The organism is Streptomyces sp. NBC_00344 (assembly GCF_036088315.1).
Classification (GTDB): domain Bacteria; phylum Actinomycetota; class Actinomycetes; order Streptomycetales; family Streptomycetaceae; genus Streptomyces.
Genome location: NZ_CP107996.1, coordinates 991456 through 1015481 on the forward strand (window position 1 = coordinate 991456; position 24026 = coordinate 1015481).

Annotated in this window: 18 protein-coding genes; 9 read left to right on the plus strand and 9 right to left on the minus strand. The window is 69.1% G+C overall.

Annotation, left to right across the window (positions count from 1 at the left end):
* Positions 1 to 109: 109 nt before the first annotated feature.
* The 8 genes from OHS16_RS04540 to OHS16_RS04575 form a co-directional block, all read right to left on the minus strand.
* Positions 110 to 1039, minus strand: a complete 930-nt coding sequence (locus OHS16_RS04540; protein ID WP_328535854.1) for a S66 peptidase family protein — start codon at positions 1037 to 1039, stop codon at positions 110 to 112.
* On the minus strand, positions 1036 to 3018 hold the full coding sequence (locus OHS16_RS04545; RefSeq protein WP_328535855.1) for a dipeptidyl-peptidase 5: 1983 nt from the start codon (positions 3016 to 3018) through the stop codon (positions 1036 to 1038). Before OHS16_RS04545 ends, OHS16_RS04540 begins: the two co-directional genes overlap by 4 nt.
* Before the next feature lie 13 nt (positions 3019 to 3031).
* A complete protein-coding gene (locus OHS16_RS04550) occupies positions 3032 to 4378 on the minus strand; it encodes a M20/M25/M40 family metallo-hydrolase (protein WP_328535856.1) in 1347 nt (448 codons plus the stop codon).
* Complete coding sequence (locus tag OHS16_RS04555; RefSeq protein ID WP_328535857.1) at positions 4371 to 5204, minus strand: M55 family metallopeptidase; 834 nt, start codon at positions 5202 to 5204, stop codon at positions 4371 to 4373. The genes OHS16_RS04550 and OHS16_RS04555 overlap by 8 nt, the downstream gene beginning before the upstream one ends.
* Positions 5205 to 5518: 314 nt before the next feature.
* The gene (locus OHS16_RS04560) at positions 5519 to 6241 is read right to left on the minus strand and encodes a class I SAM-dependent methyltransferase (RefSeq protein WP_328535858.1); all 723 of its coding nucleotides are present in this window, start codon (positions 6239 to 6241) and stop codon (positions 5519 to 5521) included.
* A 113-nt stretch (positions 6242 to 6354) separates the two neighbouring features.
* On the minus strand, positions 6355 to 8802 hold the full coding sequence (locus OHS16_RS04565; RefSeq protein ID WP_328535859.1) for a SpoIIE family protein phosphatase: 2448 nt from the start codon (positions 8800 to 8802) through the stop codon (positions 6355 to 6357).
* A gap of 148 nt (positions 8803 to 8950) precedes the next feature.
* Positions 8951 to 11353 (minus strand): MFS transporter, encoded by a 2403-nt coding sequence (locus tag OHS16_RS04570; protein ID WP_443042557.1) that lies wholly within the window; start codon positions 11351 to 11353, stop codon positions 8951 to 8953.
* A 206-nt stretch (positions 11354 to 11559) separates the two neighbouring features.
* Positions 11560 to 12003: an SRPBCC family protein gene (locus OHS16_RS04575; protein WP_328535860.1), complete on the minus strand. Its 444-nt coding sequence runs from the start codon at positions 12001 to 12003 to the stop codon at positions 11560 to 11562.
* Between the two features lie 147 nt (positions 12004 to 12150).
* Between OHS16_RS04575 and OHS16_RS04580 the strand changes: the two genes are divergently transcribed.
* On the plus strand, positions 12151 to 13197 hold the full coding sequence (locus tag OHS16_RS04580; protein ID WP_328535861.1) for an Rv2578c family radical SAM protein: 1047 nt from the start codon (positions 12151 to 12153) through the stop codon (positions 13195 to 13197).
* A gap of 47 nt (positions 13198 to 13244) precedes the next feature.
* A complete protein-coding gene (locus tag OHS16_RS04585; RefSeq protein ID WP_328535862.1) occupies positions 13245 to 13829 on the plus strand; it encodes a GNAT family N-acetyltransferase in 585 nt (194 codons plus the stop codon).
* On the opposite strand, the gene OHS16_RS04590 is transcribed toward OHS16_RS04585, so the two are convergent.
* A complete protein-coding gene (locus tag OHS16_RS04590) occupies positions 13778 to 14344 on the minus strand; it encodes an adenylosuccinate lyase (RefSeq protein WP_328535863.1) in 567 nt (188 codons plus the stop codon). The two genes, OHS16_RS04585 and OHS16_RS04590, sit on opposite strands and share 52 nt — an antisense overlap.
* Before the next feature lie 319 nt (positions 14345 to 14663).
* On the opposite strand from OHS16_RS04590, the gene OHS16_RS04595 reads away from it, so the two are divergent.
* From OHS16_RS04595 to OHS16_RS04625, 7 genes are all read left to right on the plus strand, one after another.
* Complete coding sequence (locus tag OHS16_RS04595) at positions 14664 to 16445, plus strand: 3-hydroxyacyl-CoA dehydrogenase family protein (protein WP_328535864.1); 1782 nt, start codon at positions 14664 to 14666, stop codon at positions 16443 to 16445.
* A gap of 73 nt (positions 16446 to 16518) precedes the next feature.
* Positions 16519 to 17352, plus strand: a complete 834-nt coding sequence (locus OHS16_RS04600) for a TetR family transcriptional regulator (RefSeq protein ID WP_328540714.1) — start codon at positions 16519 to 16521, stop codon at positions 17350 to 17352.
* Positions 17353 to 17784: 432 nt separating this feature from the next.
* Positions 17785 to 19143: a crotonyl-CoA carboxylase/reductase gene (ccrA, locus tag OHS16_RS04605; RefSeq protein ID WP_328535865.1), complete on the plus strand. Its 1359-nt coding sequence runs from the start codon at positions 17785 to 17787 to the stop codon at positions 19141 to 19143.
* 10 nt (positions 19144 to 19153) lie between these two features.
* Entirely contained in the window at positions 19154 to 21166 is a 2013-nt protein-coding gene (locus OHS16_RS04610; RefSeq protein WP_328535866.1) for a protein meaA, read from the plus strand.
* A complete protein-coding gene (locus OHS16_RS04615) occupies positions 21163 to 22146 on the plus strand; it encodes an HpcH/HpaI aldolase/citrate lyase family protein (protein ID WP_328535867.1) in 984 nt (327 codons plus the stop codon). The genes OHS16_RS04610 and OHS16_RS04615 overlap by 4 nt, the downstream gene beginning before the upstream one ends.
* A gap of 3 nt (positions 22147 to 22149) precedes the next feature.
* Entirely contained in the window at positions 22150 to 22653 is a 504-nt protein-coding gene (locus OHS16_RS04620; RefSeq protein WP_328535868.1) for a MaoC family dehydratase, read from the plus strand.
* Positions 22654 to 22712: 59 nt separating this feature from the next.
* Positions 22713 to 23918, plus strand: a complete 1206-nt coding sequence (locus tag OHS16_RS04625) for an acyl-CoA dehydrogenase family protein (RefSeq protein WP_328535869.1) — start codon at positions 22713 to 22715, stop codon at positions 23916 to 23918.
* The last annotated feature ends 108 nt before the right edge of the window (positions 23919 to 24026 follow it).

A 24026-nucleotide genomic window follows, 5' to 3' on the forward strand; every position in this document is an offset into this window, starting at 1 on the left:
CCGTGGTGCCCCGGCGCACCCAATCCGGTTGATGCAGCCGGCCCGGCCGGCGCTCGCGACCCGGCCGGCGCACCCGGTCCGGCTGATGCGGCTGATGCGTCGTGAGCGGTCAGCTCAGCGCGGGCACGTCGAGCGTGAGTGTGCCGGCATCCGCGTCCAGTACGGCGGGGACCCCCATCGGCACGGTCTCCGCGGTGGTGCAGTGGCCGAAGCCGAGCTCCTCCACCACCGGTACACCCAGCCCGCCGAGCCGGTCGAGCAGTACCGCCCGCACTTCGTCGTAGGGACCGCAGTCCTGCCAGGAACCGAGGGCGATCCCCGTGACGCCGTCCAGCCAGTGCGAGCGGATCAGCTGGGTGAGGATCCGGTCGATGCGGTACGCCTCCTCCCCGATGTCCTCGATCAGCAGCAGGCCGCCCGCCGATGGGCGGGCCAGCGGGGTACCGAGGTCGGCGGCCAGCAGTGAGACACAGCCGCCGAGGGTGACACCGGCCGCCCGGCCCGGGACCAGGGTGCGGGCCGTCGCCAGACCGAGGGTCCGCACCGAATCGGGCTCGAAGAGAGTGGCCCGCAGGGACTCCTGGGTGCTGGTGTCCTTGAGGAAGGCAAGCGCTGCCACCATCGGGCCGTGCAGGGTGGCGAGGCCCATCCGGACGGCGAACGCCTCATGCAGCGTGGTCACATCGCTGTAGCCGACAAACACCTTGGGACCCGCCGCACGCAGCGCGGTCCAGTCGAGCAGATCGACCATGCGCTGCGCGCCGTATCCGCCGCGCGCACAGAAGACCGCGGAGACCGCCGGGTCGCACCAGGCCTGCTCGAAGTCGCGGGCGCGTGCCTCGTCCGCGCCCGCGAGATAGCGGAACTGCGGGTGGCGGTCGAGCACATGGGGCAGCACCACGGGGTCGAGGTCCCACCCGCGCAGGATGTCGAGGCCTGCGGCGAGCCGGTCCTCCGGCACAGGGCCGCTGGACGCCACGACGGCCACTCTGGATCCCGGCCTCAGTCGGGCCGGCCGGGTCAATGGGGTCAGCGTCATGCGTCCAGCTCCAGAGTCGGGATGTCGGAGCGCGCGATCCTGAAGGTCTGCGCGTACAGGGAGAGTTCGGCTTCCAGGGCGCGGATCATGGTGTCGGCTCTGCGGAAGCCGTGACCCTCGCCCTCGAAGGTGAGATACGCGTGCGGCACCCTCCGGCCGGCCATCCGCGCCAGGAAGTGTTCGCACTGCGCGGGCGGGCAGATCACGTCGTCGAGGCCCTGAAGCAGCAGAAACGGTGCGGTGATCTGCTCCGGATGCTGCGCGGGTGACCGCTCGCGGTAGCGCTCGGGGACTTCCGCCAGTGGCCCGATGAGGCTCTCCAGATACCGGGACTCGAAGTCGTGGGTGCCGTCGTCCGATGCCCAGTCCGTCAGATCGAGGATCGGGTAGATGATGGTGCCGCAGGCGTAGACGTCCGTGGAGACCAGTGATGCCGCGGTCGTCCAGCCACCAGCGCTGCCGCCGCGGATCGCCAACCTGGCCGGGTCCGCGGTGCCTTCGGACGCGAGAGCGAGGGCGACAGCCGCGCAGTCCTCGACGTCGACCAGCCCCCACTGACCGCGTAGCCGGTTGCGGTATTCCCTTCCGTATCCCGTCGAGCCGCCGTACTCGACCTCGGCGACGCCGATGCCCCGCGAGGTGAAGTAGGCGATTTCCAGGTCGAGTACCAGAGGAGTGCGGCCGGTCGGACCTCCGTGCGCCCACATCACATAGGGCGGCAGCTCACCATCGGGGGCGGAGTGGTCCGGACTGTGCGGTGGATACACATGGGCGTGGATCTCGCGGCCCTGCGGACCCGTGAACGTACGGACCTGGGGCTCGGGGTAGTGCGCGGGATCCACCACGTCCCGGTGGGCGGAGCCGACCACCCGGGTGTGACCGGTGCGGGTGTCGAGCTCGACGATCTCGGCCGCACGGCGAGGTCCGGCCGCCACGCCGAACACCCGGGAGCCTGCCGCCGACAGACTCGGCGCCCACTCGGTCCAGGGACCTGGCGCGTCGACCAGCTCGCCGGTCTCCGGGTCGAGTACGCCGAGGGCCGCGGCGCCCTTTCCGTGCACGACAGCGACCAGGCCGTTGTCCAGCGGTTCGAACCATTTCTGACCGATTTTCCAGAGCGCTCCGCCGAACTCCTCGTCGCGGGCACAGAGCGCCCTGGTCCCTCCGTCCGGCTCCACGCGGTAGAGATTCCACCAGCCGGTGCGGTCCGATGCGAACAGCAGTTGCCCGTCCGCGGTCCACCCGGCCTGGGCGACCGACTCGTCGGGCCCCCCGGCGCACTGGCGGGCCGCCCGGAGCGTGCCGTCCACACCGACATCGGCCAGCATCACGTCAGTGCCATCCCAGGGCATCCGGGGGTGGTCCCAGCCGAGCCACACCGCGCGGCGCCCGTCCGGTGAGAGCCGCGGGCCGGTCACGAAGCGGTGCGTGGTGTCGGAGAGCTCGCGGACCGCCGCGCGGTCGCCGGCTGCGGAACCGTCCAGCGGCACGGCCACGATCAGGCGCCGCACGGCGGTCGGCGAATCCCCGGTGAACTCCTCGAGGACGCACCAGACTTCGCCACGATCGGGGTGGATGGTGGGATCCACCCAGCGGAGCCCGCCGCCCACGGACGAAACCGGGGTGAGCGGCCTCGGCTCTCCGCCCTTGTCCGGCTCGCAGGCGTAGAGCCGCTGGTCGGCGAAGTGCACGAAGACCACGAGTGGTCCGCCGTCGGTGTGTGCCGTGCCGGCCCAGGGGTGCCCGCCGTACTCGATGACCCTGCTGCGGACGTTCCACGGGGCGGGCAGGACCGATTCCTCCGCGCCGTCGGCGCGCCGCCGCACCAGGGCGCGGCGGCCGCCTTCGTCCGGGCGCGGCTCGGTCCACCAGACCTCCTCGCCGACCACTCCGATGTATTCGGGCCTGCCGTCGTGCGATGCCGCGAGCGCGGCGTCGATCGGCGATGGCCAGGTTCCGTAAGGCCCGGTGGGCGCCATGCTCCCAACTCCCCTATGCGGTTCGCAGATAGTGATCGAGGACCTGAACACCGAAGTGCAGCGCGTCCACCGGGACCCGCTCGTCGACGCCGTGGAAGAGGGCCTGGTAGTCGAAACCGGGCGGGAGCCTCAGCGGCGAGAATCCGTAGCCGGTGATCCCGAGCCGGGAGAACTGCTTGGCGTCCGTGCCACCCGACATGCAGTAGGGCACCACATGCCCTTCGGGGGCGAAGCGCTCGATGGCGGCGCGGAGCTTGGCGTAGGTCGGGGAGTCCACCGGGGCCTGGAGTGCCACCTCGCCGTGGTCGAACTCCCAGTCGACACCGGGGCCGGTGAGCCGGTCGAGCGTCTCCCGGAACTCCTGCTCGCCGCCGGGCAGCGTCCGCCCGTCGACGTAGGCGGTCGCGTGTCCTGGGATCACATTGATCTTGTAACCGGCTGTGAGCATCGTCGGGTTGGCGCTGTTGCGCACAGTCGCCTCGATCAGGGAAGCTGCCGGGCCGAGTTTGGCGAGCAGTGCGTCGACGTCGAAATCGGCGGCCCCGGTGTCCACGTCGATGCCGTACAGCGCGGCAGTCTCGCTGAGCGCTGCCCGGACGGTGGCGGTGAGCCGCACCGGCCACTGATGCTCGCCGATCCTGGCGATCGCCCCGGCAAGCCTGCTCACGGCGTTGTCACGGTTGACCTTGGATCCGTGGCCGGCTCTGCCGTGCGCGGTCAGTTTCAGCCAGGCGGTGCCGCGCTCCCCCGCCGCGATCGGGTAGATGGATATTCCGGGCCCGGCGTGGAACGTGAAGGCACCGGACTCACTGATGCCCTCGGTACACCCCTCGAAGAGACCGGGGTGCCTGTCGGCAAGAAAGCCCGATCCGTCGACGGCGCTGGCCTCCTCGTCCGCCGTATAGGCGATGACGATGTCCCGCCGGGGGCGGACCCCGTCCCGTGCCCAGGCCCGGACGACCGCGAGAACCATCGCGTCCATGTTCTTCATGTCGATGGCACCGCGCCCCCATACGACACCATCCCTGACCTCCCCGGAGAAAGGGTGCACGGTCCAGTCATCGGGCTCGGCGGGTACGACGTCGAGATGGCCGTGGACAAGCAACGCGTCGGCCGACGGATCGGTCCCCTCGATCCGCGCCACCACATTGGTACGTCCCTGGGCGCGCTCCAGAAGAGTCGGTTCGATTCCGGCACCGGCCAGCCGCTCCGCGACGTACTCCGCCGCCGGCCGCTCCCGGCAGTCGCCGCCGCCCCGGTTCGTGGTGTCGATCCGGATGAGCTCCGAGGTGAAGTCCACGACCTCGTCGAACGCCAGGGCATCCGGCGCGGCTGCTTCGGCGGGCCTGTCGTCAGCCATACTGTTCCTCCACTGCGGACGAGACGATCGTCGTGATCGCCTTGAAGGTGCGAATGCCCTCATACATCGTCCCGGTGGTGTAGGCGACACGCCGTTCACCGGTCCTGTCGACTCCCGGAACCACCGTCGCGGCACCGGCCAGATGCTCGGCGTCGAACTCCAGCTCCACGGTGAACTGCTCACCGGTCACCGGTTCGTACCGGACTGCCAACGGCGCGGCCTCCGCGGCTGCCGCTCTGATGTCCGATGCGGTGCGCGCGGGGGTGCGGCACACCGCCGCATACCGCGAAACATGGTCCTTCACCGCGACCATACGGGCCTGCGGCGCCCATCCCAACGCGTCCTCGCAGGTCAGGTCGTCGCCGGTGACGAGCACCACGGGGACACCGTATTCCGCGACGACATGGGCGTTGAGAAGGCCTTCGCCGGCCCTGGCGCCGTTCAGCCAGACGCCGGTGATCGAGTTGGCGAGGTAGGTGTGGGCGAGCACGCCCTCCATGCCGGCACCCGTGTGGTAACCGACGAAGGCGATGCCGTCCACATCGCCGTGCTGCACGCCTTCGACCATGGAGAGCGCCTTGTGCCGCCCGGTGAGCAGCTGGACTCGCTCATCGAGCCGCTCGATGAGCAGGTTGCGCATCGACCAGTGGGCCTCGTTGATGAGCACCTCATCGGCGCCTCCATCGAAGAAACCGAGCGCGGCCGCATTCACATCGGAGGTGAAGAGCGACCGGCAGCGCTCCCACTGCGCCGTGCCCGGCAAAACATCGCCGGGCCAGGTCACACCTGTTGCGCCCTCCATGTCGGCGCTGATGAGGATCTTCATGCGACGAAACCGTACGCGTTGCGCAACGGCGCTACCAGGCCTGTGGATAACTATCGCTGGTCTAGACCTCTAACTCACCTCCTATGGCCTACGACCAGTGCCTTCTCCCTGTGCGATGGCTGCCCTTTCGGTGCAGGCGACCGGCTGCGCAGTGTCCGTACGGCGCGTCGTCGCGGCGGGCCGTACCGGCCCCGCGTTCCGGCAACTCGCATCCGGCATGCCGCTCCGGCCACTCCTCGGCGTGTCGCTCCGGTGAATCACTCCGGTGCCGGCGCGTCACTCCGGCGTCCCGTGCCGCAGTGCCGTCGGGAGTCTCAGGAGGCGGCGGCCAGTACGAACCACCTGGCCGGCAGGTCGATCCGGCTGCCGTCAGGCATCTGCTCGGTCTGCGGCAGCACGGTGTCACCGCTCGCCAGAATCGTCAGCCCCGCACTCTCGAGCAGCTCGGGCACCTCCTCGTCGGTGGCGCCGGCCGGTTTGAGACCGTGGTCGAAGATCCGGCGCAGCTTCTCGGGCGGGCCGTCCGGGGCCTGTGCCGCCTGCTGGAGGACATCCCGCGACGCGGGGGTCAGCTCGACGACGAACGCACGGCCCTTCTCCCCGACAAGCTCCGCCACGGCGGCGGCGACGGCGGGGCGGGCCGCATGCTCGCTCTGGTGGATCACGGCGCGCATGTAGACATTGGTGTCGCCGATCCTGCGATGCAGGTCCTTCACCGCATCCCCGTCGGCAAGGTTGAGCTGCTCGAAATCGGCGACCCCCGCGGGGTCCGCGCGGCGCGCGTGCTCGATCGCCGCATGCGAGAGGTCGACCCCCATGGCGCGGGCGAAAACGGTGGAGAGGTACCGGGTCTGAGTGCCATTGCCGCAGCCGAGGTCGACCACGGGCAGCGAAATGTCCGCGTAGGGCAGCAGCAGTTCACAGTGCGGACCCGACGAGAGCGAGGCGTCGCAGTCCCAGATCGCCTCGCCGGGTGTGTCCGAAGTGGCCGACCAGAAGCCTTCCCATGCCTGGCGATACTGCTGTGACACGTCCATCGGCACTCCCAAGTCCGGCCCGCTCAAAGCGATTTGCTCAAGAACGGACTACCGTCCGGGACGGGCCGAAAGCAAGAGCGGGAGCGGACTCCGTCCTCAGGACCACCCTGCTTTCACCAGGTGTTCGACCCAGGTCGCGCTACGTGGCCGAGTGCCTGCTCGAACCAGACGGTCTTGCCGTGCGCATTGGTGCTGGTGCCCCAGGCACGGGCAAGGCTGCTCACCACCAGCAGCCCACGGCCGAACTCGTCGTCCGCCGATGCGTTGAGCAGCGCCGCCGGAGCCGGTTCGTCGTCGCTGACCTCACAGAGGAGCGCATCGGTCCGCACCAGCCGCAGCCGGATCTGCTGGGTACGGCCGTTCTTCACGGCGTTGGTGACGAGTTCACTGACCATCAGCTCGGCCGTCTCCGCCGAGTCCGGGCGCCCCCACCGGAGCAGCCGGTCGCGCACCAGCCGCCTGGCCCGTGACACCTCACGCGGGTCGAGTTCCAGTTGCCACTCCGCGACGTCCTCCTCCGGAATGCCGTTCACCCTGGCCATCAGGAGGGCCACGTCGTCCTTGCGGCCATCGCTGGGGTTCAGCGCCCGGATGATCGCGTCGCAGGCGTCGTCCATCGAGGCCGCCGGATGGGCGGCGGAGGCGCAGAGCGCGGCCAGCCCATCTCCGATGTCCTGGCCGCGTACCTCGACCAGGCCATCGGTACAGAGCACCAGGCGGTCGCCCGGTCGCACCCGGACGGTCGCGGTCTCGAAGGCGACACCGCCGACCCCGATCGGTGCCCCGGTCGGAAGCTCGATGAGTTCGGCCCTGCCATCCTCCGCGCGGACCAGCACGGGCGGGATGTGCCCGGCGTTGGCGATCTGGATCTCGGAACGGATCGGGTCGTAGACGGCGTAGAGACAGGTGGCCAGATACTGCTCACCGAGCCGCTGCGCCAGGTCGTCGAGATTGCGCAGCAGCTGGGACGGAGGCATCTCCATGGTCGCCATGGTCAAAACCGCGGTGCGCAACTGGCCCATCATCGCTGCGGAGTTGAGCCCGTGGCCCATGACGTCGCCAACCACGAGCGCGGTCCGCGAGCCGGGGAGTTTCACGGAGTCGAACCAGTCCCCGCCGACCCTGCCGAGCCGGGCCCCGGGCAGATAGCGCGTGGCGATGTCACAGCCGGCCATCCGCGCTTCGACCTGAGGCAGCATGCTGTCCTGGAGCGTCTCCGCGACGTTCTCCTGATAGGTGTACATACGGGCGTTGTCGAGCACGAGCCCGGCCCGTGCGGCGAGTTCGGCGCCGGTGGTTCGGTCGATGTCGTCAAAGGGCTCGCGGCCCGGCCGGCGCATCAGCACCATGAAGCCCAGGACCACGTCGCGGGCCTTCAACGGCACAATCAGCAGAGACCGGTTGTTGATCAGCGGGCGCAGGTCCCGCTTCTCGAACTCGCCGGAGATCCGGGCACTCAGCTCTTCACCGACATGAGGGACGAGGACCGGCTCACCCGTGACCATGCACTGGAAGAAGGGCGTGTGCTCGGGAAAGGCGATGGCCTCACCGACCGGCACGGTGTCGTCCCAGCGGCCCGGTTCGTCGTTGTGCTCGACCCACACCCGGTGCCAGACGGTGGTCACATCCGGCGGCCCGTCGGGGAAACCCTCACCTGCCAGCACGGCGGCGCGCAGATGGGTACCCGCGAAGTCGGTGAACCGTGGCACGGCAGCGCTTGTCACTTCACGGATGGTGCGTTCCAGATCGAGGGAGGTGCCGATCCGGCCGCTCACCTCGTTGAGGAATTCCAGTCGCTCACGGACCGCGGCGTATTCGAGGTCGAGCTCCGGACGCGGCGCCGCGAGTGGACGGGAACCCTCGTCGCCCTGGCCCCCGCCACTCGTGGCCCATCGACGGGCCGCGCGCCGCGGCACCCCCCAGTCCGGAGTGACCGGAACGCGGTCGCGCTGACTGAACTCCAGGATTGGATAGCCGAGTTCGAGGACCTGCGAGACGATCCCGGTCGCCTCGTGGACGCTCATGTTCGGCAGGATCTCGGGCAAGCGCCCGGCCAGGTCCTGGTAGCCCGGAAAGTCGGTGTGCAGCGCGAACGCCGGGGCGACGGTCTCGGCGTCCGGACCACCGCCCCCCTCGCTCCCCCTGAGCTGAGCGGCGTCGGCGGCGAGCACCAGCAGCCGCTCGGGACCGGGACCGACCAGCGGGTACGCCCACCACAGCACGTCGATACGGCCGCCCCGCGGCTCGTCGACCCGGGCCCGGCCCGCCGCCGGATAGGCGATGCTGCCGCTCAGCGAGGTGTCGAGTTCGGGGCCGAAATCGGAGTAGGCGCCGTCCGCCCCCTGCACCACGTCCTGTGCCAACGCCCCGGATACCGGGAGGAGTTCACTTGCCGCGCAGCCGACCGCTTCCTCCCTGCTGACACCGAAGAGTCGCCGGGCACCGGTCGACCAGTGGGACACAAGTCCTTCCGCGTCGACGACGACCACGGCGAGCGGCACGCGGCCAGCCGCGGCGTCCCGCGACTGTGGTGCCCTCTGCGGCGGTACACCAAGGTTCATGGGTGGAAGGCTCCTTCCCGGCCGCAAGGTTCTGCGGTTAGTAACCCCACCGTAAGGCCCCGGGCCCCGCGCACGCGGGGCATCGCCGGAATCGGCTCGCATGGGTGGTGCGCCCGGCGCGCACCGCGACGCGGGACCGGACGGTCCGTCAGTCTTCGTGCCCCAGCTGCAGATCACGCTCCGTACGGCCGCCACCGGCGACCTGGAGAACCGTGGCCACGGGCGGGTATCCCGCAGCGATCACGGTGTATTCGCCGGACGACAGATCAACGAATCGGAACGTGCCGTCCGGACCGGTGGTAAGGGTGTCCACGACATTGCCCGCTGCGTCGAGCAGCGTGACCCGCGCGTCCTCGACCGGTCGGCCGCCGCTCGCGCGTACCGTTCCGCGCAGCAGCGCCCCTCCTGCCAGTTCGATGTCCTGCCGTGTCTCACGCGCCGCCTGCACGCTGACCGGTAGTGCGGCGGGACGGAAGGCCGGGGCACTTCCGGCCAGGGTGTACTCGCCCGCCACCAGCTCCGAGATGACATAGCTGCCCTCGCGCCCGCTCCGGGTGCTCGCCACGACCTCGCCGCGCACGTCGGTGAGGGTTACGGCCGCGTCGCGCACGGGTGTCCCGTCGGCGTTGACCACCGACCCGGCCAGCCGCCCGGCGCCGCCGAGCACGACGTCGAGGTCGACCGGCCGCTCTCCGACGGTGACGCTGACGGCCTGCGGCTGGTGCCCGCCGGCCGCAGCGATCAGGACGTACGAGCCGGGCCCCGGCACGCTCAGCGCGTACCGCCCGTCCTCACCGCTCGCACCCCGCCCGATCTGGCGTCCGGTGATGTCGATCAGGGTGAGCGCGGCGCGCGGCACGGTGGAGCCGTCATGGTGCTGGACCGTCCCGCAGACCGGTACACCGGAGAGCTGGGACGGTGCTGCTGGAACACGCGCCGCGGGAACGGAGGTATCGGGTGCGGCTGCGGGGGCGTTGTGGGACACCAGCGGTTTCTCCTTGAGGAAGAAGGCGAAGAACAGGCCGAGCAGAAGCACCGGCACGAGGTAGAGGAAGATCCGCGGCATCGCATCCGTGTAGGCCTGGATGTAGCCGTCGCGCACCGCCGGCGGCATCGCGTGAACCAGCTGCGGGGTGATCGACTCGGGGTCGGGCAGGTGCGCGCCGGCCGGGATCCTCCGCGCGAGGGCGTCGGTGAGGCGGCCGGCGAAGAGCGTGCCGAAGACTGCCGCTCCGACGCTGCCGCCGATCTGCCTGAAGTAGTTGTTGGCGCTGGTCGCCGTGCCGAGGTCACCGGGGGGTACGGAATTCTGCACGGCCAGCACCAGGACCGGCATGATCAGGCCGATGCCCGTGCCGAGGACGGCCATCCAGATGCTGTACTCGAGCCGCGGGGTGTCCGTCTGCAGCCGCGACAGCAGCCACATGCCGACCGCCGAGACCGCGCTGCCTGCCACCGGATACAGCTTGTAGCGTCCGGTGCGGCTGATCAGCTGCCCGGATACGACGGACGCGACGACAACGCCACCCATCATCGGCAGCATCAGCAGCCCCGATTCGGTGGCGCTGGCCCCGTCGACCATCTGCAGAAACGTCGGCAGATAGCTGGCAGCGCCGAAGAGCGCCACGCCCACGACCGCGCCGACCAGCGCGGTCACGTTGAAGACGGAGTCGCGGAACAGCCTCAGCGGGATGATCGGTTCGGGCGCGAAGTGCTCGACGACGACGAAGAGCAGGGCTGACACGAGCGCGCCCGCTCCCAGCCCGATGATGGTCCGCGAGCCCCACGGGTACTCGGTGCCGCCCCAACTGGTCAGCAGAACGAGGCAGGTTGACGCGGAGGCGAGCAGCATCGCGCCGAGCACGTCGAGGCGTGGCTTGGCGGTGGGCCGGGGAAGCTTCAGTACGAGGGCGATCACGGCCAGGGTGACCAGTCCGAACGGGACGTTGATGTAGAAGCACCAGCGCCAGGACGCGTGGTCGGTGAAGAATCCGCCGATCAACGGGCCCGCGACGGAGGCGAGTCCGAAGGCCGCGCCGATCAGCCCCATGAACCGGCCGCGCTCCCGCGGCGGCACCACGTCCGCGATGATCGCCTGTACGCCGATCATGAGACCGCCGCCGCCGACACCCTGGACCGCCCGGAAGGCGATCAGCTCATCCATGGTCCTGGACCAGCCGGCCAGCGCCGAACCGCAGATGAACACGACGATCGCGAAGAGGAAGATGCTCTTGCGCCCGAAGAGATCGCCGAGCTTGCCGTAGACGGGCAGGCCGATGGTGGAGGCGAGGAGATAGGCGGTGACCGCCCAGGACATCCTGTCCAGGCCGTGCAGCTCGCCGACGATCTTGGGCAGCGCGGTGGCCACGATCATCTGGTCCAGGGCCGCGAGCAGCAGAGTCAGCATCAGGCCGACGAAGACCATCCGCACCCGGCGCGGGTCGAGTTCGCCCTGCTCCACCGGCGGCAACGTGGCGGTGGCTGCGACCTGTTCCGTCCCGGTCCGCGGCCTCTGCGGCGGCCCGTCCTGCACCAGAGTGATCCCACCCACGTACTGCTCCCCTCGTCGCGCCTGCGCCGCCCTTTTCTCGCATTCGGCGACAAGGGGTGCAAGCGCGACGATTGGCGCGCCAGGCGCACGCCGGGGGCTTCAGTGCCGGTGGGAGCCCCTACGGCGTACAACTACGCCGTACGAAAAACCACTCGAACCGGTGAGCATGAACTCCCCCCGGCACCCGGCGAAGAGCCGGCGGACGGTCATCCCGCGACCCGGGCGGCGAGCTTGTCCAGGACCGCGTCGTAGATGCGGCCGAGCCCCTTGGGCGCGAAGGTCCTCTCGAAGAATCCGCCGATGCCGCCGGCGCCGTTCCAGACGGTGGAGACCACCACCTTGGACTTCCCCTCCCCGGCGGGGGTGACGGTCCAGGTGGTGACCATCGATGAGTTGCGGTCCTTCTCGACGAGCTGTCCGTCCGTGGGCTCGGACACGTCGAGCAGGCAGTCGCGGATGCGCTTGCTGGTGGCCTGGAGCTTCCAGTGCACGAGAGTGCCCGCGCCGTCGCCGCCCTCCCTGACCTCGTACTCGCTGAAGTGCTCGGGCAGCAGCTCGGCCCGCGTACCGCTGTAGTCGGCCAGCGCGTCGAACACCGTCTCCGCATCCGCCGCGATGATCCGCTCCGTGGTGGCCTCTACCTGCGCCATACCAGTTCCTCCAGCTGTCGTTCTTCGGTCGGTGTGATGAACCGCGTGATGAGCCAATCACCTCGGGTGGCGGCACGGAAATCCGGGTTGCACAAGCGATGGGAACAGGTGTTCTATTCACGGGTACCGTGCTACCTAGGAGGCACCATGCGCTGGGACCAGCTGACGGAGAACGCCGGGAACGACGGGGACGCCGCACCCCGGGGGAACCCCGCGCTCTTCGGTGCGGACGCGGTGACCACCCGCACGTTCGACACCCCCGAGTTCCGCGGGATCACCTTCCACGAGGTGCGCGCCCGGTCGATCGTGAACCGGGTACCCGGCGCCTCACGCATGCCGTTCGAATGGACGGTCAACCCGTACCGCGGATGCAGTCACGCGTGCGTCTACTGTTTCGCCCGCCGCACCCACAGCTATCTGGACCTCGACACCGGGCTGGGCTTCGACTCGCAGATCGTCGTCAAGATCAACGCCCCTGAGCTGCTGCGCAGCAAGCTCGGCTCCCGGCAGTGGCAGGGCGCGCATATCGCGATGGGGACCAACGTCGACTGCTACCAGCGCGCCGAGGGCCGTTACCAGCTGATGCCCGGCATCATCACGGCGCTCCGTGACCGGGCGAACCCCTTCTCCATCCTGACCAAGGGGACTCTGATCCTGCGGGACCTCGAACTGCTGCGGCAGGCGGCCGAGGTCACCGACGTCGGCGTCTGCGTCTCGGTCGGTTTCGTGGACGAGACTCTCTGGCGCACCGTCGAGCCTGGCACCCCCTCACCCGGGCGACGGCTCGATGCCGTGCGGACCCTCACCGAGGCCGGCATCGGATGCGGCGTGCTGATGGCCCCGGTGATCCCCTTCATCGGCGACCATCCGGACCAGTTGCGTGCGACGGTCCGGGCCATCGCGGCCGCCGGGGCGACCTCGGTGACACCGCTGGTGCTGCATCTGCGGCCGGGAGCGAGGGAGTGGTTCATGGCCTGGCTCGGGCACCATCATCCGCATCTTGTGCGGCGCTACGAACGGCTGTATGCCGAGGGGGCGTACGCGCCGAAGTGGTACCAGCGGCGGATCACCGGCCACGTGCATCAGCTGGCGGCCGAATACGGCATCGGCCCGGCGCAGCGCGGCACCCCGCGCCGCGTCCCGGTACCTCGGGAGCCGGAGCTCGCCGAGCCCACCCAGCTCACCCTGCTCTGAGCCGCCCGGCGGACCGCCGCCGGGTACGGGGTGGCGATGATGGCCGCATGACGACGCGGCTCGGGCAGGGTGGCCCGGCACATCCGCCCACGCACATCAGGGACATGACGGTCGACGACTGCGAGGCTGTGGCGAACGTGCGGGTCCGGGGCTGGCAGCACGCTTACGCCGGGCTCGTACCGCAGTCCCATCTCGACGTCATGGACGCGGCGCAGGACGCGGTCCTGCGCCGCGCACGCTTCGCCGACGATGCCGGACGGTCCGTCAGTGTGGTCGCCGAGCGGGACGGTTCGGTGATCGGCTGGGCCTGCTGCGGGCCGCATCGCGCCGATGTCCGGCACACCGGCGGCGGCGAGGTGTACGCCCTCTACGTGCTGCCCGAGCACCTCTCCACCGGTGCGGGCCGCGCGCTGATGGCCGAGATGATCGCCCGTGCCTCCGGCCTGGGCCATCGGGTCCTGCGTCTGTGGGTGCTCGCGGAGAACCACCGGGCACGGCGCTTCTACGAGAAGGCCGGCTTTCTGCCCGACGGCGCCGAAGCGTCCTTCGGCGTGGGCTGTGCGTCCGTGCCCGAGGTGCGCTACGCGATGCGGATCAGCGCCTCCGACGCTGCGGCGGCCAACCGCGGATGACCGAGGGCGGCTTCGAGCACCGGCCGGGCCCGCGGATCACCGAGCACCCCCAGACCGTCCACACACCCCAGAGCCACCCGCCAGTACGGGTCGTCCGGCGCGAGCAGCCGCTCCAGCGTGCGGATCAGCGCGGGCACCGACTCGGGCGCCCGCAGCTGCGCCAGGAGCCGCACCGGATGCAGCGCGTAGGCGGTCCGCAGACTGTTTGTCGCCAGGGCCGCCGCGGCGCGCGCGGTGCGCGGGTCGTTCAGTGCGGCAAGGGCATGCGCCGCGGAGACACAGCGCTCCGGGTCCCGGTGATTGAGCAGCAGCACCAGAGTCTCGAAGGCCCTGCGGTCCCCGGCGCAGCCGAGCCGGAACGCGGCGCACTCGCGCGCCCAGAGGGGCTGCCCGGCCGCGGTGAGAACCGTCGCCAGTTCCTCGATGTCCTCGGTGGTGGTCAGCCGCCGGTACTCGTCCGAACCGTGCGATTCATCGTGCAGCCGGTCCGTGAGCGACCGTAACTCTTCGTCCATGCGGAGAGCCTAGAGCGGCGGACCGGGGCGTGTCCGGGAGCGATCCAGATCACAGCCGGCCAGGTCTGGCGCGCTCGTTACTCGCCAGTTACTCTCAAGTGAGCGGGTCACTCCCCGCTGGCACCACCCTCAGGGCGGCCTGGTGACGCAGCCGCCACGAGTGTTCGTCGGTTCAGTACTGCCTGTACGACGTGGCCCCGGGACCGGGCCCGTCGGCCCTTTCACCACGACACCTCACGCCCGGACCGCCCCGGCGTACCCCCGGGTACGGCCGCGCTCCGTGCGCCCCTCAGTCGTCACTCATCCCTGGAGTCCCGTGATGGACACCCCTCTCCACACCATCGCCGTGGTCGGCCTCGGCACCATGGGCACCGGCATCGCCGAGGTCCTGGCCCACGCCGGACGCGAGGTCATCGGTATCGACATCAGCGCCGCGGCGACGCGGCACGCCGTCACCACCCTGGAGGCATCCACCGCCCGTTCCGTGCTGCGCGAGCGCTTCTCCGAGCAGGAACGGCAGAACATCCTCGCGCGGTTCCGTACCTTCTCCGATCTGCAGGCGGCGGCCGACGCCGATCTCGTCATCGAGGTCGCGCCGGAGTCCTACGAGACCAAGCAGCAGATCTTCCGGGCACTCGACGCGATCGTGCGGCCCACGGCGATCCTGGCCACGGGGACCAACGCTCTCTCGGTGACCCGTCTTGCCGCGGACACCGCGCACCCCGAGCGGGTCCTCGGCCTCCACTTCTTCAACCCGGCGCCGGCCATGAAGCTGGTCGAGGTCGTCTCCTCGGTGCTCACCGCGCCGCCGGCCATCGAAGCGGTCACCGCTCTCGCGCGAGAGCTCGGCAAGGAGCCCGTCGCGGTCGGCGACCGCCCCGGTTTCGTCGCCGACGGGCTGCTCTTCGGCTATCTCAACCAGGCAGCCGCGATGTACGAGGCCAAGTACGCCTCCCGGGAGGACATCGACGCGGCGATGCGGCTCGGCTGCGGTCTCCCGATGGGACCGCTCGCGCTGCTCGACCTGATCGGCACGGACACCGCCCGTACCGTCCTCGAGGCGATGTACTCCGCTTCGAAGGACCGGCTGCACGCACCCGCGCCGATCCTCAAGCAGCTCAGCGATGCCGGGCTGCACGGCCGCAAGACCGGCCGCGGCTTCTACACGTACGACGCGCCGGAGAGCGCGACCGTGGTCGCCGACGCCCTCACCCCGCTCGACGGCGAGGGGACCGTCACCGGACGCCGGGTCGAATCGGTGGGTGTCGCGGGGTCGGGGACCATGGCGTCGGGCATCGCCGAGGTGTTCGCCAAGGCCGGTTACCAGGTGGTGCTCGCAGCCCGCAGTCCGGAGAAGGCCGAAACCGCCAAGTCCCGTATCGCCAAGTCGCTTTCCCGCTCTGTCGACAAGGGCAGGATCACCGCGGAGGCCCGCGACGAGACACTGGCCCGGATCACTCCGGCCGGTTCGCTGGACGCCTTCGCCGATGTCGATCTGGCCGTCGAGGCGGTCGCCGAGGACCTGGCCGTCAAGCAGCAGCTCTTCGAGACGCTCGACAAGGTGTGCAAGGAGGGCGCGGTACTCGCCACCACGACGTCATCGCTGCCGGTCATCGCCTGTGCGCGCGCCACCACACGTCCCCAGGACGTCATCGGGATGCATTTCTTCAACCCGGCGCCCGCGATGAAGCTGGTCGAGGTGGTGCGCACCGTCCTCACGTCGGACGACGTCCACGCCACGGTGCGCGAGGTCTGCGCCAAGGTCCGCAAGCACCCCGTGGACTGCGGTGACCGGGCCGGGTTCATCGTGAACGCGCTGCTCTTCCCGTACCTCAACAACGCGATCAAGATGGTCGAGGAGCACTACGCGACCCTCGACGACATCGACGCCGCGATGAAGCTGGGCGGCGGATACCCGATGGGCCCCTTCGAGCTGCTCGACGTGGTCGGGCTCGATGTCTCGCTGGCCATCGAGCGGGTGCTGCACCGCGAGTTCCGCGACCCGGGTCTGGCTCCGGCCCCACTGCTCGAACACCTTGTCGCGGCGGGCTGCCTCGGCCGCAAGACCGGGCGCGGATTCCGCGAGTATGCCCGGCGCTGATCCGCGCGGGGACTGGGGCGGGCTGCTGGAACCCGGCAGCGGCTCGCCCCCGCAGGCGCATCCTGCTGCGCAGATGCAGTACGTTCGGACCATGCCCCAGCCCAGTGGCCCCGCACGGCGCCCCGTCCGCAAGAAGGCGTCGCCGGACGCCCCGGAGACCGCGGCGGGCAGCCGCGCCGCCGCACAGCGGCTGAAGATGCGCCGGGAGCTGGCGTCGGCCGCGATGGAGCTGTTCGCCGCCAAGGGGTACGAGGCGACCACCGTCGACGAGATCGCGGCGCGGGCCGGAGTGGCCCGCCGGACCTTCTTCCGCCACTTCCGGTCCAAGGAAGAGGCCATTTTCCCGGACCACGACGACACCCTGGTCAGGGCCGAGGCGGTGCTCAACGCGGCACCCCAGCACGAGCACCCGCTGGACACGGTGTGCCGGGGCATCAAAGAGGTCATGCGGATGTACGCGTCGTCTCCCGCGGTCTCGGTGGCCCGCTACCAACTGACCCGTGAGGTACCGACCCTCCGCGAGGCCGAGATCGCTTCGGTGGCCCGTTACGAGCGGCTGTTCACCCGCTATCTGCTGGGCCACTTCGACGAGCACGACCAGCACGACGGCAATGACGACCCGCTGCTCGCCGAAGTGGCGGCGTCCGCGGTGGTCACCGCGCACAACCATGTGCTGCGCCGCTGGCTGCGGGCCGACGGCCAGGGCGACGTGGAGACCCAGCTCGACCACGCCTTCGCCATCGTCAGGGACACGTTCGGCACCGGGATAGGCGCCGGCCGCACTGCTGAGCACAGGCCGGCCGCGACCGCGAAGAGCAACGGCGAGGTGCTGGTGACGGTGGCGCGTACCGACGCCCCGCTCGACGAGGTCATGCGCACCATCGAGCAGGCACTGCGCAGGCACTGACCGCATCCACCTGACTCCTCAACGCGACGGCCGCCCCCCAGGGGCGGCCGTTTTTGCTCATGCGTGACCACCGGATGACAACTGCGCGAATTTGTTGGCACTCAGTGTCTTGCGGCTTGGCACGGGGTGCCATACGTTGAAGGTGTCCGGGCGGCCGGCGTGCAGAAACCTTTCGTACGCCGGCTGTCCCCGAAGACCACGTGTCTTCGCGCCCGGGCGCCTGCGTCACAGGCACTCCACGCGCCCCACCACGGCGCGGCCGATTCCCGTTTTCCGCCGAACCGACGGCACACCTCCACATCAGCATCGACGCTCCCCCCGGAGCGTTCCGTCAGCGCTTCCCCGAGCTCCCGGCGTCTCCCGCTCCCGGCCCAGAACCGGAGGGGGATACCACCGCGAGCGAGGGAGCCCCCACCCGCCGGAGGCAGAACCGTGAAGGAAATCCTGGACGCGATCCAGTCGCGGACAAACACAGACAGCGGCTCCGCCGCCACGGCCGAGGACTTCGCCGCCCTGGCCCTCCCCGAGTCCTACCGCGCGGTGACCGTGCACAAGGACGAGGCCGAGATGTTCGCCGGCGTCGCCAGCCGTGACAAGGACCCCCGCAAGTCGCTCCACGTCGAGGACGTGCCGGTGCCGGAGCTCGGGCCCGGCGAGGCCCTGGTGGCCGTCATGGCCAGCTCGGTGAACTACAACTCGGTCTGGACCTCGATCTTCGAGCCCGTGTCGACCTTCGGTTTCCTGGAGCGCTACGGACGGCTCAGCGACCTCACCAAGCGCCACGACCTGCCGTACCACGTCATCGGCTCCGACCTGGCGGGCGTCGTGCTGCGCACCGGGCCTGGCGTCAACGCCTGGAAGCCGGGCGACGAGGTCGTGGCGCACTGTCTCTCGGTCGAGCTGGAGAGCTCGGACGGCCACAACGACACGATGCTCGACCCCGAGCAGCGCATCTGGGGCTTCGAGACCAACTTCGGCGGCCTCGCCGAGATCGCTCTCGTCAAGTCCAACCAGTTGATGCCCAAGCCGGGCCACCTCAGCTGGGAGGAGGCGGCGGCGCCCGGACTGGTCAACTCCACCGCCTACCGCCAGCTGGTCTCGCGCAACGGCGCGGGCATGAAGCAGGGTGACAACGTGCTGATCTGGGGCGCCAGTGGCGGCCTCGGCTCGTACGCCACCCAGTTCGCACTGGCCGGCGGCGCCAACCCGATCTGTGTCGTCTCGAGCGACCAGAAGGCGGACATCTGCCGGAAGATGGGCGCGGATGCGGTCATCGACCGCAATGCGGAGGGCTACAAGTTCTGGAAGGACGAGCACAACCAGGACCCGCGCGAGTGGAAGCGGTTCGGCAAGCGCATCCGTGAGCTGACCGGCGGCGAGGACGTGGACATCGTCTTCGAGCACCCCGGCCGCGAGACCTTCGGAGCCTCCGTCTACGTCACCCGCAAGGGCGGCACGATCGTCACCTGCGCCTCGACGTCCGGCTACAACCACGAGTACGACAACCGCTACCTGTGGATGTCGCTGAAGAGGATCGTGGGCTCGCACTTCGCCAACTACCGCGAGGCGTGGGAGGCCAACCGCCTGGTGGCCAAGGGCAAGATCCACCCGACGCTGTCCAAGGTGTACTCGCTCGACGACACCGGCCAGGCCGCCCACGACGTCCACCGCAACGTCCACCAGGGCAAGGTCGGCGTGCTGGCGCTCTCGCCCGAGGAAGGTCTGGGCGTGCGTGACCCGGAGCTGCGCGAGAAGCACATCGACGCCATCAACCGCTTCCGGAACGTCTGAGGTCTCCCCGATGACTGAACGGCACAAGGACCGTCCCTGGCTCATGCGGACGTACGCCGGCCATTCCACGGCCGAGGCGTCCAACGAGCTGTACCGGCGCAACCTCGCCAAGGGCCAGACGGGTCTCTCGGTCGCCTTCGACCTGCCGACCCAGACCGGCTACGACCCCGACCATGTCCTCGCCCGCGGCGAGGTGGGCCGGGTCGGGGTCCCGGTGTCCCATCTCGGTGACATGCGGCGGCTGTTCCAGGACATCCCGCTGGAACAGATGAACACCTCCATGACCATCAACGCCACCGCCATGTGGCTGCTGGCGCTGTATCAGGTGGTGGCCGAGGAGCAGGGCGCGGACCCCGGCAAGCTCCAGGGGACGACGCAGAACGACATCGTCAAGGAGTATCTGTCGCGCGGGACCCATGTGTTCCCGCCGGGACCGAGCCTCCGGCTGACCACCGACATGATCACGTACACGGTGGCCGGCATCCCCAAGTGGAACCCGATCAACATCTGCAGCTACCACCTGCAGGAGGCGGGCGCCACGCCGGTCCAGGAGATCGCGTACGCGATGTCCACGGCGATCGCCGTGCTGGACGCGGTCCGCGACTCGGGACAGGTGCCGCCCGAGAAGTTCGACGCGGTCGTGGCCAGGATCTCCTTCTTCGTCAACGCGGGCGTCCGCTTCGTCGAGGAAATGTGCAAGATGCGCGCCTTCGGCCGCATCTGGGACCAGGTGACGCGTGAGCGGTACGGCATCAGTGACCCCAAGCACCGCCGGTTCCGCTACGGCGTCCAGGTCAACTCGCTCGGTCTGACCGAGGCCCAGCCGGAGAACAACGTCCAGCGCATCGTGCTGGAGATGCTGGCCGTCACGCTCTCCAAGGACGCCCGTGCGCGTGCCGTGCAGCTGCCCGCCTGGAACGAGGCGCTGGGGCTCCCCCGCCCCTGGGACCAGCAGTGGTCGCTGCGCATCCAGCAGGTCCTCGCGATGGAGAGCGACCTGCTGGAGTACGAGGACATCTTCGACGGGTCACACGTCATCGAGGCCAAGGTCGCTTCGCTGGTCGAGGAGTCCCTGGCGGAGATCGACCGCATCCAGCAGATGGGCGGCGCGATGGCCGCCGTCGAGTCGGGCTATCTCAAGTCCGAGCTGGTCTCGTCCCATGCCGAGCGACGGGCCCGTATCGAGGCCGGCGACGAGAAGATCGTCGGCGTCAACTGCTACGAGTCCACGGAGCCCAACCCGCTCACCGCCGACCTCGACACGGCGATCATGACGGTCGACCCGGCGAACGAAGCACGGGTCGTGGCCGCGCTGCACACCTGGCGCGACAACCGGGACGAGGCCCGCGCGCAAGAGGCCCTGGCCGTCCTGAAGGCGACCGCGGCGGGCGACGGCAACCTCTTCGAGGCGACCGTCTCCTGCGCCCGTGCGGGTGTCACCACAGGTGAGTGGTCCTGGGCGTTGCGCGATGTCTTCGGCGAGTTCCGTGCGCCCACCGGGGTGAGCAGCGCCCCGGTGGCGGTCACCGCGGAGGAGGGCACGCCACTCGCCGCCGTACGGGCCGCGGTGACCCGCACGGCCGGCGAACTCGGCAGCGGGCGGCTCCGGCTCCTCGTCGGCAAGCCCGGCCTGGACGGGCACTCCAACGGCGCCGAGCAGATCGCGGTACGCGCCCGTGACGCCGGCTTCGAAGTGGTCTACCAGGGCATTCGGCTGACACCGGAGGAGATTGTCGGTGCCGCGCTCGCCGAGGACGTGCACTGCGTGGGCCTGTCGATCCTCTCCGGATCCCACGCCGAACTGGTGCCGGACGTGCTGGAACGCCTCCGCGAGGCGGGCGCTTCCGACATTCCGGTGATCGTCGGGGGGATCATTCCCAACGCCGACGCCACCGCGCTCAAGGAGGCCGGCGTCGCCGCCGTCTTCACCCCGAAGGACTTCGGTATCACTGAGATCATCGGTCGTATCGTCGAAGTGATCCGGAAAGCGAACAAGCTCGACCCTCTGGAGGTCCCCGCATGACCGCGCCCGTAGAGCCCGTAGCCGCCGTGAACCGTCTGCGCCCGCGGCGCTCCTGTCTCGCCGTACCCGGATCCAACCCGCGCTTCCTCGAGAAGGCCCAGGGTCTCCCGGCCGACCAGGTCTTCCTCGATCTGGAGGACGCCTGCGCCCCGCTCGCGAAGGAAGGCGCACGGCACACCATCGTCGAGGCGCTGAACCAGGGAGACTGGACGGGCAAGACCCGGGTCGTACGGGTCAACGACTGGACCACGCACTGGACCTACCGCGACGTCATCACGGTCGTCGAGGGCGCCGGCCAGAATCTCGACTGCATCATGCTGCCCAAGGTCCAGGACGCCCAGCAGGTCGTCGCTCTCGATCTGCTGCTCACCCAGATCGAGAAGACCATGGGCTTCGAGGTCGGGAAGATCGGCATCGAGGCGCAGATCGAGAACGCCAAGGGCCTGGTCAACGTCAATGAGATCGCGGCGGCCTCGCGCCGTACCGAGACCATCATCTTCGGCCCGGCCGACTTCATGGCGTCGATCAACATGAAGACCCTGGTAGTGGGCGAGCAGCCGCCCGGCTACGGCGCCGACGCGTACCACTACATCCTGATGAAGATCCTGATGGCGGCCCGTACCTACGACCTCCAGGCGATCGACGGGCCCTACCTGCAGATCCGGAACGTCGACGGCTACCGCGAGGTCGCCAAGCGGGCGGCGGCGCTCGGCTTCGACGGCAAATGGGTGCTGCACCCGGGACAGGTCGACGCATCGAACGAGATCTTCTCGCCGTCCCAGGAGGACTACGACCACGCCGAGATGATTCTCGACGCGTACGACTGGTGCACCTCCGAGGCGGGCGGGAAGAAGGGCTCCGCGATGCTCGGCGACGAGATGATCGACGAGGCCAGCCGCAAGATGGCCCTGGTCATCTCCGGCAAGGGCCGGGCCGCCGGTATGCAGCGCACGTCCAAGTTCGAAGCCCCGGAGGCATAAGCGATGCAGTTCGGACGTACCTACGAGGAGTTCGAGGTCGGCGCGGTCTACAAGCACTGGCCGGGAAAGACCGTCACGGAATACGACGATCATCTTTTCTGCCTGCTGACCATGAATCACCATCCCCTCCACATGGACAGCAACTATGCGGAGAAGACCACCGATTTCGGCAAGAACGTCGTGGTGGGGAACTACATCTACTCCCTGCTGCTCGGCATGTCGGTGCCGGACGTCTCGGGCAAGGCCATCGCCAACCTCGAGGTCGAATCGCTGAAGCACATCGCGCCGACCTTCCACGGCGACACCATCTACGGCGAGACGACCGTCATCGACAAGACTCCGTCACGCTCCAAGAGCGACCGGGGAATCGTGTACGTGGAGACCAAGGGCTACAAGCAGGACGGCACCGTCGTCTGTGTGTTCCGCCGCAAGGTGATGGTCCCGACCGAGGCGTACATCAAGGAGCGCGGGGGCGAGCAGCCCGGCCGTCCGACACCCGCCAGTTAGGGCGTCCCAGAAGTCCCACCGCGTGCAACCCACTGCGTGAAGTCACAGGAGAAGCAGTCATGAGCCGACTCGCCCAGACCCACGGTCTCACCGATGTCCAGCAGGAAATCCTGGCCACTGTCCGGGACTTCGTCGACAAGGAGATCCTGCCGGTCGCGACCGAGCTGGAGCACCGCGACGAGTACCCGGCCCAGATCGTCGAGGGCCTCAAGGAGCTCGGCCTGTTCGGGCTGATGATCCCCGAGGAGTACGGGGGCCTGGGTGAGTCCCTTCTCACATACGCGCTCTGCGTCGAGGAGATCGCCCGCGGGTGGATGTCGGTGTCCGGCATCATCAACACCCACTTCATCGTGGCGTACATGCTCAAGCAGCACGGCACGCAGGAGCAGAAGGACACCTTCCTGCCGCGCATGGCGCTCGGCGAGGTCCGGGGCGCCTTCTCGATGTCGGAGCCCGCGCTCGGCTCGGACGTCTCGGCGATCACGTCCAAGGGTGTGAAGGACGGCGAGGAGTACGTACTCAACGGCCAGAAGATGTGGCTGACCAACGGCGGCACCTCCTCACTGGTCGCCGTGCTGTGCCGCAGTGACGAGGGTCACCCCGAGGGAACGGCCCCGCACAAGTCGATGACGACCTTCCTGGTCGAGAAGGAGCCGGGCTTCGGCGAGGTCCGCCCCGGTCTCACCATCCCCGGCAAGATCGACAAGATGGGCTACAAGGGGGTTGACACCACCGAGCTGATCATGGATGGACTGCGAATTCCGGCCAATCGCGTACTTGGTGGTGTTACGGGCCGAGGGTTTTACCAAATGATGGACGGAGTGGAGGTCGGCCGCGTCAATGTGGCAGCTCGTGGCTGCGGCGTCGCGCAACGTGCCTTCGAACTGGGTATTGGTTACGCACAGCAGCGGCACACCTTCGGTAAGCAGATCGCCCAGCACCAGGCCATTCAGTTCAAGCTGTCCGAAATGGCTACCAAGGTGGAAGCCGCGCATGCAATGATGGTCAATGCGGCACGCAAAAAGGACTCCGGGGAACGAAACGACCTCGAAGCAGGGATGGCCAAGTACCTGGCCTCCGAGTACTGCAAAGAGGTGGTGGAGGACGCCTTCCGAATCCACGGTGGATACGGGTTCTCCAAGGAGTACGAGATCGAGCGGCTCTACCGCGAGGCCCCGATGCTGCTGATCGGCGAAGGTACCGCCGAGATCCAGAAAATGATCATTGGCCGACGACTCCTCGAAGAGTACCGATTCCAGGGCTGATTGTCCGATTCAGGGCGGTATAGCAGCGAAGAAGATCACACCCAGTTATCATCTTCAGTCTGCCGACTCGGCTTCCTGGCTTGCCCAGTTGTGGTCCACAACCGATAG

Coding starts and splice junctions, on each gene's coding strand:
- OHS16_RS04540 (WP_328535854.1), bottom strand. CDS start 1,039: ATGACGCTGACCCCATTGACCCGGCCGGCCCGACTGAGGCCGGGATCC.
- OHS16_RS04545 (WP_328535855.1), bottom strand. CDS start 3,018: ATGGCGCCCACCGGGCCTTACGGAACCTGGCCATCGCCGATCGACGCC.
- OHS16_RS04550 (WP_328535856.1), bottom strand. CDS start 4,378: ATGGCTGACGACAGGCCCGCCGAAGCAGCCGCGCCGGATGCCCTGGCG.
- OHS16_RS04555 (WP_328535857.1), bottom strand. CDS start 5,204: ATGAAGATCCTCATCAGCGCCGACATGGAGGGCGCAACAGGTGTGACC.
- OHS16_RS04560 (WP_328535858.1), bottom strand. CDS start 6,241: ATGGACGTGTCACAGCAGTATCGCCAGGCATGGGAAGGCTTCTGGTCG.
- OHS16_RS04565 (WP_328535859.1), bottom strand. CDS start 8,802: ATGAACCTTGGTGTACCGCCGCAGAGGGCACCACAGTCGCGGGACGCC.
- OHS16_RS04575 (WP_328535860.1), bottom strand. CDS start 12,003: ATGGCGCAGGTAGAGGCCACCACGGAGCGGATCATCGCGGCGGATGCG.
- OHS16_RS04580 (WP_328535861.1), top strand. CDS start 12,151: ATGCGCTGGGACCAGCTGACGGAGAACGCCGGGAACGACGGGGACGCC.
- OHS16_RS04585 (WP_328535862.1), top strand. CDS start 13,245: ATGACGACGCGGCTCGGGCAGGGTGGCCCGGCACATCCGCCCACGCAC.
- OHS16_RS04590 (WP_328535863.1), bottom strand. CDS start 14,344: ATGGACGAAGAGTTACGGTCGCTCACGGACCGGCTGCACGATGAATCG.
- OHS16_RS04595 (WP_328535864.1), top strand. CDS start 14,664: ATGGACACCCCTCTCCACACCATCGCCGTGGTCGGCCTCGGCACCATG.
- OHS16_RS04600 (WP_328540714.1), top strand. CDS start 16,519: ATGCAGTACGTTCGGACCATGCCCCAGCCCAGTGGCCCCGCACGGCGC.
- OHS16_RS04610 (WP_328535866.1), top strand. CDS start 19,154: ATGACTGAACGGCACAAGGACCGTCCCTGGCTCATGCGGACGTACGCC.
- OHS16_RS04615 (WP_328535867.1), top strand. CDS start 21,163: ATGACCGCGCCCGTAGAGCCCGTAGCCGCCGTGAACCGTCTGCGCCCG.
- OHS16_RS04620 (WP_328535868.1), top strand. CDS start 22,150: ATGCAGTTCGGACGTACCTACGAGGAGTTCGAGGTCGGCGCGGTCTAC.
- OHS16_RS04625 (WP_328535869.1), top strand. CDS start 22,713: ATGAGCCGACTCGCCCAGACCCACGGTCTCACCGATGTCCAGCAGGAA.